Annotated in this window: 10 protein-coding genes; 7 read left to right on the top strand and 3 right to left on the bottom strand. The window is 34.7% G+C overall.

The genetic code is table 11. The features are described from left to right. Window positions 1–53: 53 nt before the first annotated feature. Window positions 54–1,280, bottom strand: coding sequence for a peptidase T (gene pepT, locus CHB72_RS06185; protein ID WP_089281995.1), 1,227 nt, complete (start codon window positions 1,278–1,280; stop codon window positions 54–56). Window positions 1,281–1,555: 275 nt separating this feature from the next. Between pepT and CHB72_RS06180 the strand changes: the two genes are divergently transcribed. Further along, window positions 1,556–2,719, top strand: coding sequence for an iron-containing alcohol dehydrogenase (locus CHB72_RS06180; RefSeq protein ID WP_089281994.1), 1,164 nt, complete (start codon window positions 1,556–1,558; stop codon window positions 2,717–2,719). A gap of 301 nt (window positions 2,720–3,020) precedes the next feature. Here the strand turns inward: CHB72_RS06180 and CHB72_RS06175 are convergent, their stop codons facing one another. Then, complete coding sequence (locus tag CHB72_RS06175; RefSeq protein WP_089281993.1) at window positions 3,021–3,599, bottom strand: DUF3841 domain-containing protein; 579 nt, start codon at window positions 3,597–3,599, stop codon at window positions 3,021–3,023. 32 nt (window positions 3,600–3,631) lie between these two features. Continuing rightward, a complete protein-coding gene (locus CHB72_RS06170; RefSeq protein WP_089281992.1) occupies window positions 3,632–4,225 on the bottom strand; it encodes a DUF3841 domain-containing protein in 594 nt (197 codons plus the stop codon). A gap of 290 nt (window positions 4,226–4,515) precedes the next feature. Here CHB72_RS06170 and CHB72_RS06165 point away from each other — a divergent pair, with 290 nt between their 5' ends. The 6 genes from CHB72_RS06165 (at window position 4,516) to CHB72_RS06145 (ending at window position 13,902) form a co-directional block, all read left to right on the top strand. Then, entirely contained in the window at window positions 4,516–5,223 is a 708-nt protein-coding gene (locus CHB72_RS06165; protein ID WP_089281991.1) for an aspartate/glutamate racemase family protein, read from the top strand. A gap of 234 nt (window positions 5,224–5,457) precedes the next feature. Next, window positions 5,458–5,571 carry an NUDIX domain-containing protein gene (locus CHB72_RS26345; RefSeq protein WP_176431225.1) on the top strand — a complete coding sequence of 38 codons (114 nt, stop codon included), beginning with the start codon at window positions 5,458–5,460 and terminating at the stop codon, window positions 5,569–5,571. 142 nt (window positions 5,572–5,713) lie between these two features. Further along, window positions 5,714–6,448 (top strand): RNA polymerase sigma-I factor, encoded by a 735-nt coding sequence (sigI, locus tag CHB72_RS06160; protein ID WP_242975050.1) that lies wholly within the window; start codon window positions 5,714–5,716, stop codon window positions 6,446–6,448. Further along, window positions 6,438–7,892 (top strand): anti-sigma factor domain-containing protein, encoded by a 1,455-nt coding sequence (locus tag CHB72_RS06155; protein WP_089281989.1) that lies wholly within the window; start codon window positions 6,438–6,440, stop codon window positions 7,890–7,892. Before sigI ends, CHB72_RS06155 begins: the two co-directional genes overlap by 11 nt. A 337-nt stretch (window positions 7,893–8,229) precedes the next feature. Beyond that, window positions 8,230–12,741 carry a glutamate synthase large subunit gene (gene gltB, locus CHB72_RS06150; protein ID WP_089281988.1) on the top strand — a complete coding sequence of 1,504 codons (4,512 nt, stop codon included), beginning with the start codon at window positions 8,230–8,232 and terminating at the stop codon, window positions 12,739–12,741. Window positions 12,742–13,437: 696 nt separating this feature from the next. Next, the gene (locus tag CHB72_RS06145; RefSeq protein ID WP_089281987.1) at window positions 13,438–13,902 is read left to right on the top strand and encodes a cupin domain-containing protein; all 465 of its coding nucleotides are present in this window, start codon (window positions 13,438–13,440) and stop codon (window positions 13,900–13,902) included. The last annotated feature ends 416 nt before the right edge of the window (window positions 13,903–14,318 follow it).

Raw genomic sequence — 14,318 nt, 5'->3', positions numbered from 1 at the left:
AAGAATGAAATCATCATTCTTTCCTTTTATGTCATAGATAGATTTTTAAGACACTACTTATCACTATAAAGTTCTATGATTTTTATAATTACTTCTACCGCCTTCTCCATAGAGGGAATAGGAATAAATTCATACTTACCATGAAAGTTATGACCTCCAGTGAATAGGTTAGGGCTAGGGAGATTCATGTAGGACAATCGTGCACCATCGGTACCCCCTCTTATTGGCTTGATGATAGGGTTAATATTTAACTCCTTCATGGCCTTTTCAGCTGTTTCAACTACATGCATTACTGGAATAATTTTTTCCTTCATGTTATAGTACTGATCCTTCATTTCTAAAAGAATAGCATCTTCTCCATAGATAGCTTTCATATAAGCTACAATCTTATGAATTCTATCCTTTCTAGTTTCAAACTTATCTCTGTCATGGTCTCTGATAATATAGTGCATAAAGGTTTCTTCTACATTTCCTGTCATATCATTTAAATGGAAGAAGCCTTCATATCCTTCTGTACATGCTGGTGTTTCGTTGGAAGGCAGCATAGCATGTAGTTCCATAGCAATTAGGAGGGCGTTAATCATTTTATTTTTAGCTGAACCAGGGTGTACATTGCGACCTTTTATGATGATTTTGGCGTAGGCCGCATTAAAATTTTCGTATTCGAGTTCTCCAATTTCTCCCCCATCTAGTGTATAAGCAAAATCTGCAGCAAACCTTTGAACATTAAACCTATCTGCTCCTCTGCCTATCTCTTCGTCAGGGGTAAAAGCTATCTTAACCGGACCATGCTTTATATGGGGATGACTGATTAAATCCTCAAGAGCTGTCATAATCTCTGCTATTCCAGCTTTATCATCAGCTCCTAACAAGGTTGTTCCATCAGTTGTAATTAAATCCTGATGAACATAATTTTTCAACTCAGGAAAATCTTGAGGAGACAAGATAATATTTTTTTCTCTATTTAATATTATATCCTTACCATTGTATTGCTCTATGATCTGAGGTTTTACATTGATAGCGGACATATCAGGACTAGTGTCCATATGGGCGATAAACCCAATAGTAGGAATTTCTATATCAGTATTAGAGGGCAATGTTCCCATCACATAACCATTTTCATCAAGACTTACTTCTTCTAGGCCAAGTTCCTTCAGTTCTGCAGCCAACAATCTTGCAAGCTGTAACTGTTTTTCTGTGCTTGGACAAGAATCAGAATTAGGATCAGACATGGTATCCACACGAATATAATTTAAAAATCTTTCCACTACAGTTTTCATTAGGCGCCTCCATTCAATCCTCTTAAAGAGGATACTATTCTTTACCTTTAGATTGTACCTCAAAGTAATAATTATATACCCACTTCTTCTTAATATAGATAGCATTTCGATACCTGTAGCACATTATTTATTAACAGCATCTATATATAATAATATATAACATTGAGATGAGAAATCAATACAAAGAATAATAACTCTAAAAAATTTAGAAGGAAAAAAGAAATTTCTGATGAATATTAGAAAGATATAAAATGTTTTTAAAAGGAGGAATGGTAATGGATAACTTAATGAAAACTTTTAGCTTTGAACTTCCTACCAGAATAGAATATGGTATAGGGGTAGTCCATCAAGTAGGAGAAGAATTTAAAAAACTCGGTATTAATAAGGTCTTGATTGTAACAGATAAAGGGATTATGAAGGCTGGCTTGGTGGATAGAACAGTTGTTTCTTTGCAAGTGGCTGGTATAGAATATGAAGTTTTTGAGGAAGTTGAAGCTAATCCTAAGGACTATAATGTTGAAAAGGGAGCTGAAGCGGCCAAAAAGTTTGGGGCTAAAGGATTAATTGCAGTAGGTGGAGGAAGTCCTATTGATTGTGCAAAATCCATTAGCGTATTGGTAAGTTATAGTGCAGATAAAATAAAAAGCTTTGAAGGGAAAAAAGCTGTTGAAAAACCAACCATTCCATTAATATCTATCCCTACTACCGCAGGCAGTGGAAGTGAAGTTACCTTTTCTTCTGTAATCACTGATACTCAAAACAATTATAAGATGACAGTAAAAAGTCCTTTGATAGCACCTAAGATTGCCCTCGTCGACCCAGAGATGACCATCAGTATGCCAGCATCAGTAACCGCAGCAACTGGAGTAGATGCATTAACTCATGCCATCGAAGCCTATACAGTAAATGAGTCAGAGCCTATCAGCGATGCGGTAGCGCTACATGCTGTAGGACTAATATGGAAAAACTTAAAAACTGCAGTATTTCATCCAGATAATATAGAAGCTAGGGCAGGAATGCTTATGGGAAGCCTTTTAGCAGGTTTAGCCTTTAGTCACGCAGATGTAGCATCAGTACATTGTATGGCGGAATCTTTAGGTAGTATATACGATGCCCCCCACGGAGTATGCAATGCTATTCTTTTACCCTATGTAATGGAATATAATATGGAGTATTGCAAGGAAAAATATGCAAATCTTGCAAGAGTAATGGGAGCTAACTTCAATAATGTAGAAGAAGGGGCTTATAAAGCTGTGGAAATGGTAAAACAATTAACTATTGATGTACGGCTCCCCTCCTTTAAAAGCTTGGGAATAGAAGAAAAGGATTTTGAAGTACTAGCAGAGATGTCTGTGAAAAATATTTCTACTGCAAGCAATCCAAGACCTATGACAAAGGAGGACTATTTAGAGGTACTAAAAAAAGCATTTGTAGGATAACATATAACAGAGGGATAGGGAAGCAGTGAGCGCTGATTTAGTTTAATATTTTTAAGGTAAAAAGAAATTGTCACAAAAAATATTTGAAGAGAATAGAATTGGCACTAATAACAAATAATTAATTAACTGACAGGACCTGTATTTGTTACTTATTTGCATGTAGTATCAAAGTTTAGAAAAAAAAGAATGAAAGGTATCCTATAAAATCATGAAGCCAAGTGATTGACACAAAATCAAAGACTTTAGGTTGTCTACTTGCGAGAGAGATTAAAAGAAAGGCAGATTGTGATATTAGTATATTCTAGGGAGCATTGATGATTTTTACAATCCATTCTTTTCGTATTTCCCATAATGCAGCCTGCTGCGATTGTAATGAGATAACATCATTATTAAATAACCTATCCCAGCTTTTTTTTACTTTCCCTTTCAAATAGGGATAATAGTTTTTTAAATAGATATCTGTTTCATCATGAATTCCTTGCTTTTCCAATAAGCTTACATATTCTTTAGCGTCTTTGATATCTTTAGGTACATAAGAAAGATTTAAAATACGATTCCACTTTTGAGGGTCAAGTAAAATAGCTTTTTCTTTTTCTACTACTATTTCTAAGATATAGCAGTTCTCATAATGATCTATATACTTCAAATCTGTGAATAACCAAATGGGAAATTCGGCGCCTTCAGGCTTTGGCACGATTTTTTCTGCTTTGTGAACAAACCAGTTATAGGCTTCTAAAAAAATACCGGCTACCTCTCCATATTTTTTATAAATATAATCTTTTTTTACGTGATATACACCTTTTTCGGTAATTGTATCAAACACAATTTTATTTTGGGATGTCCATAGCGTAATCTTTTCACTTTGGTTATTATTATTCATTATTTAGAACTCCTAACTAAATTGATAAGTTTTTATTTATATGGAATATTTACAATCCATTCCTTTTTGATTTCCCAAAGGGTTGCCTGTGTCAAAATAGAGGCTTCATCAGATACTTCAAATATCCTTTCCCAACTCTTTATAATTTTATTTCTTAGCAGAGGGTAAAAGTTTCCTTTGTGGCTCATATATAATGCTGATTCATCTCCTATGCCATATTTTCTTAATTCCTCATTATGTCTTTTTTCATCTTGTTTATCGAGGGGTACATACCAATAGTTAACTACATACCCCCATTTATCAAAATTTGTTATGACCACATGCTTTCTTTCTACCTCCAACTCTAATATAATGGTATCCTCAGCAGGCTGCAACATCGCATCAGAGGAAGTTGAAAGCCAAATAGGATAAGTCACTCCTTCGGGTCTAGGCACAATCCTCTCTGCTTGTTTTACATACCAGTCATATAGTTTAAAATAATAGTTAGATATAGTATCATTTTTTAGCAGGATATATTCTTGCCTTGCACGGTAGACACCTTTTTCTTCTAACTCTATCAGTAGGTTTTTGTGCTGTCTAGTCCATAACTTTATTTTTTCATCGGAAGCTTTAAAATTATGTAACATAGGGAACCTCCTCTACGTAGAGCAATGTTAGCTAGAACATTATAATAAATACATTTAAAATATAATCTTGATTATATTTTATCAAACCTTTATAGACATAAGCAACCTTATTCTAAGAAAATTTCAAATTAAAAATATTAGCTTCGAAAACTATAGATGATATAGATTTTGTTTATTTAACTTATGCATAAGCGACTGACACGAAATCAAAGATTGCGGTCATCTGCTTATAATGATAGAATATCCATAAATAGGAAAATGAAACCAATGAAAATTTAGGAGCGATTTAGATGAAAACCATCGGTATAATTGGAGGCATGAGTTGGAAATCCTCACTAGAATACTATATATTAATGAACGAGTTAATTCAGAAAAAATTAGGGGGTTTTCACTCCTGTAAAAGTATTATGTATTCCGTTGATTTTAGTGAAATAGAAGAGTTACAACAAAATGGAGAATGGAATAAGATTGCAGAAAGGATGATAAGGATTGGAAAGCATTTGCAGGATGCTGGTGCAGACCTATTAATAATCGCCAGTAATACAATACATAAAGTAGCAGAGGAGATAGAATACCATATTTCTATACCTTTTCTTCATATTGTTGATGCAACTGGTGAAGAAATTTCAAAAATAGGGCTGCGAAAGGTAGGTTTATTGGGAACAAGATTTACGATGGAGGAGAATTTTTATAGGGGAAGATTACTAGAGAAATATGGTATTACTACTATTATTCCTTCCAGTTGTGAGAGGGAAATGCTACAACACATTATTTTCAATGAATTAATTCATGGCATTACTAACGAAATTTCTAAAAGGAAGTTAAAAAGAATGGTAGAGCAGTTAATGATGCAAGGCGCCGAAGGCGTCATTTTAGGCTGTACAGAGCTACCTCTGCTAATTGATAAAAAGGAAAGCACAAACCTGTTATTTAATACCACTGAACTGCATGGGAAGGCTGCAATAGAGTTTGTATTAAAAGAGGAATCATTAACCTAGGAAACTAATAAGGATGCCTATAAAGACGCCTCCTACATAGAAATCTTCCCCCCTACATAGTCGACCTTATTTAGAGACATACCAACAATCTATTATCAACGATGAAAACGTTGATAATTCTTGTCAATTATAACTTATATTTGCAAAATCTGCAAGCAAGGAATAAGAAAAAGCAAAAGAGGCAATTACTGATAATGTGATTCCCGGAAACCTAAGAACAGAAAGGAGTAGCATATGCTTGAAGTGGTAGCAGTAATTATCATAAATGAAGCAGGAGAAGTACTGATTGCCCAGAGAAAAGTAAGTAAAAGTATGGGAGGACTGTGGGAGTTTCCAGGTGGCAGATGAACCTTTTGTAGAAGAACTGATGAAGGTAGGTGAATAGTCATCTACCTTTTTTCTCGTCTATAGAGTATACTTATTAATAGACTCTATTATAACTGTAACCAGAAAGCTAAGACTTTTTCGTATAATATAATGAGGAGGGATTATGGTGACAAAACTTCTCGCGCTTTTCAAAAAGAAAAGAACAGTGGAAGACCGGATAAAGATAATCCAACAGGGAAATACAGAGGATAAAGATAAGCTGATTGAAGAATATATTCCCTTTATAATAAAAACCCTCAGTAATCAGTTAGGGAAATACATTGAGAAAGAAAATGATGATATTTTTAGTATTGGACTTATGGCATTTAATGAATCGATAGATAAGTATAATGAAGATAAAGGCAAATTTTTAACTTTTGCATCAGTAGTGATAAAAAATAGAGTGATTGATCAGCTCAGAAAGGAATCGCGACAATTATCAACAACCCAGTTTTCTGCAGAAGAAGATGATGATTGTGAAGGAAATATAGGCATAGTAGAGGGTTTTGAAAGTCAAATAGAATTAAAAATGGATATGGCAACTCTAGTACAAAGAATGGAATCCTTTGGCGTATCCTTAGATGATTTAATTCATGATTCACCTAAGCATAAAAACACACGAAGAACAGCAATTAAAATTGGGACATATATTTATGAACATCAAAAACTAAAGGAAAAATTTTTAAGAACTAAAACTTTGCCTATAACTGAATTAATGAAGAGTTTGCAAATAACAAAAAAAGTGATTCAAGGAAATAGGAAGTTTATTATAGCAGTAGCTCTAATATTAGATAGTAACTTAGACACATTGAAGGGTTATCTTTCCACAAACGAGGGGAGGGAGAAGAATGAAATATAAGGGCTGTATTATGGAAGTTCGAGAAAGTACTATGATAGTCATGACTACTGATTGTGGCTTTCGTAAAATTAAAAAGAAAAACAATGCTTATGAAGGAATGGAGATTGAATTTGATAGCGGTGATATGATCCTAGATAAAAAGAAGACTTTAGCACAATTTTGTGCAGTGGCTGTGGCAGTCCTTTTAATCATGATAACCTCTGTTTATGGATTCCAGTATTGGAATTTATCGAATCAATCGATCGCCTTAGTAACTATTGATATTAATCCTAGTCTTCAGCTTGAGGTGAATTATAAAAATGAAGTAATAAAGGCGTCCGCTCTGAACCAGGATGCAAAAAAATTACCTTTAGAAGATCTAAAAAGAAAGTCACTCCCTATAGCTTTAGAAATATTATTAGAGCAGGCTAAAGAGAAGGGATATATCATCCAGGAAGAAGAAAACTATATTTTAGTAACAACGGTTGTATTGCAACAGGAGAAGGCAGATGTTATAGAAATAAAGAGGATTCTTCAAGAAGCAAAAGAAAACATTGAAGACAGAGCATTAAAAGAGGGAGACAAAATAGAAATAATAGCAATAGATGCTAGTGAAGATATGCTATTAAAGGCAAAGGAACAAAAAATATCTGTAGGCAGATTGCAGATATATGAAGAAGTCAAGGAATCAAATAAAGAGAAATTAAATGGTCATATAATACAAGGTATGAAAATAAAAGAACTAATAGAAATGAGAAAAGAAGCAAAATCTGAAAAAAAACATCCAGTATTTGATAATCATCCTAGTGAGAAGGAAGATGATAAAGTAAAAAATGAAGAGAAAAAAGAACATCCGGTATTTGATGATCATCCTAGTGAGAAGAAGGATGATAAAGTAAAAAATGAAAAGAAAAAAGAACATCCAGTATTTGATAATCATCCTAGTGAGAAGGAAGATGATAAAGTAAAAAATGAAGAGAAAAAAGAACATCCGGTGTTTGATGATCATCCTAGTGAGAAGAAGGATGATAAAGTGAAGAATGGAGAGGAAAAAGAACATCCAGTATTTGATAATCATCCTAGTGAGAAGAAGGATGATAAAGTGAAGAATGGAGAGGAAAAAGAACATCCAGTATTTGATAATCATCCTAGTGAGAAGAAGGATGATAAAGTGAAGAATGGAGAGGAAAAAGAACATCCAGTATTTGATAATCATCCTAGTGAGAAGAAGGATGATGAAGTGAAGAATGAAGAGGAAAAAGAACATCCGGTGTTTGATAATCATCCTAGTAACAGCAAAAATGATAATGATTCTGATGAAGTACAAAAGCAAACTCCAGTGATTGATGAATCCCCCAGTAATAATAAGAATAATAAAGACAAAGATAAACAAGATAAGGAATCTTCGATAACAAATGAACAATCTAATAAGACAAAACAAAATAATAAAGATAGTAAAGAATAGAAAATAGAGAGTGGATGACGCTCTCTATTTTGCAATTTGAAAACGTTTCTATTTCATTTTGAAAACGATTTCAAAAAAAATAACAATTTTTAAAACCTAAATCAATAATCACCAGTGGAAACCATAATATTTAAAACAACAAGAATATTAATGGATAACCCTTGGAATAACAGCATAAAAAAACTATTGATTCCTTGAGAGAAACATGATAAAATATTTTTTAAAACAATAGATAGACTTTTCAAAAACTAATAAATTGTTTAAAAATTTAAAAAAATGAAATTGAATACAAAAAACATTCAAATATGTATAAAAGGGAAGGGGATGTAATGGTGTTATGGGACAGTATGGATTACCTCAACGACAGGGTCTTTATGACCCTGCTATGGAGAAAGAAAACTGTGGTGTTGGCTTTATTGCCAACGTAAAAGGAGAGAAGACCCACGACATTTTGAAGCAGGGACTACAAATTTTGAAGAAGCTAAAACATCGTGGAGCTGTAGGTGCAGATGCCACAACAGGGGATGGAGCAGGAATATTGGTTCAAATCCCACATGATTTTTTTAAAAAGGAAATAGAAAAAAGAGGAGATACACTTCCAGTACTTGGTGAGTATGCGGTGGGCATGCTATTTTTACCTAGAGAACCAAACGCTAGATTATATTGCGAAGGGATGGTAGAAAGAATACTGCGAGAAGAAGGTCAAAGACTTATAGGGTGGCGAGAGGTACCAGTGGAAGAAAAGGAATGTGGGAATTCAGCAAGAGCCACAAGACCTGTAGTAAGTCAAGTTTTTATTGCAAGAGATCATCAATCCTTGGACTTATTTAGAAGAAATTTATTAATTATTCGGAAGTGCATACAAAATGCAATTAACGAAAGCAACCGACCTTATACAGATGCCTTCTATATATGTAGCTTGTCAACAGATACGTTGGTTTATAAAGGACAAATTTTAGGCTATAAACTGGAGGATTTTTATATAGATTTAAAGGACAAATCCTTTAGAACTGCATTAGCTGTTGTTCATGAAAGATATAGTACTAATACATTTCCTTCCTGGAAGCTAGCTCATCCCTTTCGGTATATCGCCCATAATGGTGAGATTAATACGATAAGAGGAAATATCAATTGGATGAAGGCGAGAGAAGGATTAATGAATTCAAAGGTTTTTGGAGAAGACTTTAAGAAAATTTTACCTGTTATTGAGGAAGGTGGAAGTGATTCTTCAAGCCTAGATAATATATTTGAGCTTTTTGTAGCAAATGGGCATTCTTTAGAACATGTAATGATGATGTTGATTCCTGAAGCATGGCAAGAGGATGACAAAATGGATTCACAAAAAAGGGGTTTTTATCAGTATCATGCTAGGGTTATGGAATCATGGGATGGCCCAGCCACTGTTGTATTTACTGATGGAAGAAAAATAGGTGCAACCCTAGATAGAAATGGACTTCGACCAGCCCGTTATTTGATAACGAAAGACGGTTTGTTTGTAATGGCTTCGGAAACAGGTGTAATAGAGGCAGAACCAGATAATGTGTTAAAAAAAGGTAGCTTGAAACCAAATGAAATGATTATCGTAGATATGGAAGAGGGCAAAATTCGGTTCGACGAGGAAATCAAGAATCAAATTGTAACCGCTAAGGATTACAATAACTGGATTAATGAGAATAAGGTATCTTTAGATGACTTTGAAGATTACGGAGAATTAAGAAAGATGAATAAAGACATCTTACTTAAAAATCAAATGGTTTTTGGATATACAGAAGAGGAATTGAGACATGTTATTGCCAGCATGGTAGATAACAAAGAAGAAACCATAAGTGCTATGGGAACAGATACACCGATAGCTGCATTATCAGATAGGCCACAACTATTATTTAACTACTTTAAACAGAAGTTTGCTCAAGTTACCAATCCTCCAATTGATCCCATTCGTGAAAAAAGTGTAATGTCATTAATACAGTTTATAGGCCAACATGGTCAGCTATTAGATGAAGTCGAAACAAAAAAAAGGAAAGCTTTTATTCAATTAGAACAGCCTATCTTAAAAAATCATAACCTTGAAAAGCTGAGAAACATTTATACAGAAGACTTCAAGGCGGTTACTCTACCTATTACCTTTGAAATCGATAAAGGGGAGAAGGGGCTACAGGGGGCATTAGATTATCTTTGTAAAAGAGCAGTTGATAATATTAAGCAGGGATACAACATTTTAGTGTTGAGTGACAGGAATATTGATAGATACAATGCACCTATTCCGAGTCTATTAGCATTAGGGGCAGTACATCATCATTTGATTAGTGAAAAGCTAAGAACCCACGTAGATATTATTATGGAGTGTGGAGATGCAAGGGATGTAATGCATATTGCTCTATTAATTGGCTACGGTGCAAAAGCTATCAATCCCTACATGGCCTTTGAGTCTATTTGGCACATGGTAAGGGAGGGAAAATATATTCAAGAAACCGATACGGAAAAAGCCTATGATCATTACTGTGAAGCTGTTGAAAAAGGGCTATTAAAAGTAATTTCAAAAATGGGGATATCAACTCTACAGAGCTATCATGGAGCTCAAATTTTTGAAGTTTTGGGAATTCATGAAGATGTAGTGGAAAAGTACTTTACAGGTACAACCTCGAGACTTTCTGGTATTGGCTTAGATGTTATTGCTGGAGAAGTAATAGCAAGACATACTCTAGGAAACAAAGGATTTCAAGCCCATAATGAAAAGTTAGATGTTGGAGGAGAACTTTTCTGGAGAGAAGGAGGGGAATATCATGTCTTTACTCCCAGACGGGTTGAAACTCTTCGGGCAGCATGTCGAACAAAAAATGATAGTGCCTATAAGGACTTTGTGCAGGATATCCATGGTAATGAAGAAGAGATCAATACGATACGAAGTCTATTGAAGTTTAAGACAGGTAAGGCCATAGACATAGATGAAGTTGAGCCATTGGAAGAAATATTAAAGCGCTTTACTACAGGTGCCATATCTTTTGGTTCCATTAGTAAGGAATGCCACGAGACAATGGCAATAGCTATGAATAAGCTTGGAGGAAAAAGCAATAGTGGAGAAGGAGGAGAAGATGCTAAAAGGTATTATTCCGATATTAATGGTAATGTACGGAAAAGCTCTGTAAAACAAATAGCCTCTGGAAGATTTGGTGTCACTGCTGACTACCTTGTAAACTGTGAAGAAATTCAAATTAAGATGGCCCAGGGTGCAAAGCCTGGGGAAGGCGGTCATCTGCCAGGAAGTAAGGTGACAGAAGAGATTGCCAGAGTTCGTCATTCGTTGCCAGGAATCGATTTGATTTCTCCACCGCCGCATCATGATATTTATTCGATAGAAGATTTAGCACAGCTTATTTTTGACTTGAAAAATGCCAATGAAGACGCTAGAATCAGTGTAAAGCTAGCGGCAGAAGCTGGTATTGGTACCATTGCTGCAGGGGTTGCTAAAGGTCATGCTGATGCTGTGTTGATTAGTGGGCATGATGGTGGGACTGGTGCGGCACCTATCAGCTCTATGAAGTATGCAGGGGTACCTTGGGAATTGGGCTTGGCGGAAGCACAGCAAACACTGCTTTTAAATAACTTAAGAAGTCGTATAACTTTACAGGTAGATGGAAAAATGACAACAGGACGAGATGTTGTTGTAGCTGCACTATTAGGGGCAGAAGAATATGGCTTTTCCACAGCTGCACTTGTAGTTAGTGGATGCATCATGTGCAGAAGGTGTCATCTAAATAAATGTCCGGTAGGTATTGCTACCCAAGATCCTATGCTTCGACAGAGATTTAAGGGGAAACCAGAGGACTTAATAGCATACTTTATCTTTGTAGCTGAGGAAGTTCGAGAAATTATGGCGGAGCTAGGCTTTAGAAAGGTTGAAGAAATGATTGGGAGAGTAGATATGCTGGAAGTAAGAAGGATACAAAATCATAAGGCGATGTATCTTGATCTCAGCTCTATTCTATATAGACCAGAATTGCCTTCTAGAATCGAAGGAAGATGTACCATGAAGCAGGAACATCCAACTGGTGATGTGTTAGATAAAAAGCTTATAGAGACTGCTAAGGATGCATTATCAAAAAGAAATTCAGTAAAGAAAACCTTTGAAATATTTAATACAAACCGTGCAGTTGGCACGATGCTAAGTGGAAAGATTGCAAAGCAATATGGAGAAAAGGGTTTGGAAGAAGATACGATACAATTCAAATTTGTTGGTTCTGCTGGACAAAGCTTTGGAGCTTTTGCTGCAAGTGGCTTAACTCTTCATTTAGAGGGAGATGCCAATGACTATTTAGGAAAGGGATTATCGGGGGGGAAAATTATTGTGACACCTCCGAAAAAAAGCACCTTTGATTCTAGTCACAATGTAATTGCTGGTAATACGTTACTTTATGGAGCCACCTCTGGAGAAGCTTATATCTCCGGTACTGTTGGGGAACGCTTTGCTGTTAGAAACAGTGGAGCTGTTGCAGTGGTAGAGGGAATTGGAAACCATGGATGCCAATATATGACAGATGGCGTTGTGGTGATCTTAGGTAGAACTGGCAAAAACTTTGGTGCTGGTATGAGTGGAGGAATTGCCTATGTACTGGAGGAGGAAGGCTTTATAGATCGAGTCAATCATGAAAGGGTAGAGGTGGAAGCTTTAAATAATAACGAAGATATAAGAGTGGTGAAAAGCCTAATTGAAAAACATTACAAATATACCAATAGTCAGAAGGCAAAAGTAATTTTAGATAACTGGAGTATTTATATAACTAAGATTGTGAAGGTTAGCTCTCCTGCTTATCGTGATATATTGAAAAAAGAAGGACAAATTACTGCATAAAATCGTATTTTCAAAAAATTATAGGGATAGCTCTATCTGTTGATATACAGTAGGGAGCTATCCCTATAATAATGCTCCAATTTTCAGTATGCAGAGGATTTTATTAGTAGAAATATGTGATAATGTAGAGGATTTTACAAAATTTTGAAAAAATAATTAATATATAAGTTCTGTGTATCCCTAGAACCCTTTAAAAGTGACAAATATGTCTTGGAATATATTGGTAGGTACACTCACGATGCTATTCGCCGCCACAGTTAAAAGAAAGAATAGCATAATTAAAAAACAATTAGAACTACCAAGGGATAAGAATGTGCTTTTTTAATAGAAGTAACTGAAAAATCAATAAAAATGGGAAAAAGTGTAATAAATTGAAGGAATTACAGGAGAAAAATAGAAATTATTATTTAAGTTATTAAAAGAAATCTATTAATTATATAACATTATTAGGAATTAAAAAGGGAATGGGGAAGATTGAAATCTCATAGGAGAGTGCTAAGGCGCTTCCGTCTAACTAGATCACATCTGAAATTGAAAGAGAAATAGTGATAAATAATGTTGTTATTACCCGAAGAAAAGTAATTATAGAAGGGTTAACTTATTATTCTTTCAACTTCAGATGCGATCCTAATCGTTATCTGACATTGCGCGCTATAAAAGTATTATGAATTAAAGGTTGTAGAAAGGAGAAATTCAATGAATAATATATCTAATATTAATAATATACCCAAGGAATATATGTATGACCCGGATTTTCAATCTAAAATGAAAACAGTATTAATAGGTGATGCCATTGGCTGTGAAAAAATTTATGTGAACATAGACTATGTAAAACCTGGTGCTGAAAGTGTAAAGTATCATTCGCATTCAAAGCAAGAAGAGTTTTTTCTTATAATAAGTGGAAAAGGTATTTTGAGAATAAACGGTGAAGAAATATCGATAATGGCAGGTGATGTAATTTCAAAACCTGCTGGTAAAGATATCGCACATCAGTTCATAAATAACAGTTCAGAAATATTACAAATACTTGATGTAGGAACTCGTGAAAATGATGATATTACAACATATCCAGATGAAAATGTAATGTATATAAAAAACAAAGGATTAGTTTTTAATATTAGCGATAATGTTAAAGGTTGGACTTCGGAACCAAATGAATAACTTATAGCTATAGAAAGTGTCTGCGCGCAACATCAGATAACAGGTTGTTGCCAACATTCATCAGCTTCTAGGGTAACAAATTCGTAAGAAACAGAGCTGATGAACATCGGCAACAACGAAATCGTTAAGTGACACCCCAATATCGGAGCAGGGCGCTGGGGTCAATTGATTTGTCTGATGTTGCTGAATATCAGATGAATTATGTGCAACATGGATTCTGTAGGAGTAGGTCTCCGTATCTACCCGCTGGTTTGATGAATAATATTCCTAAATAAGGTGATTTTATGAAGGAATTACCAAAAAGAAAGAAAATAAGGTTAAAGGATTATGAGTATAGGCAAAATGGTATATACTTTATTACTGTTTGTACCAAAGGCAGACAAAATTTATTATGGTGCATTAGAAAGTGCAGAGCC

It is taken from the genome of Anaerovirgula multivorans (assembly GCF_900188145.1).
GTDB classification, from domain to species: domain Bacteria; phylum Bacillota; class Clostridia; order Peptostreptococcales; family Natronincolaceae; genus Anaerovirgula; species Anaerovirgula multivorans.
This window is presented reverse-complemented; position numbering and strand designations above follow the sequence as displayed.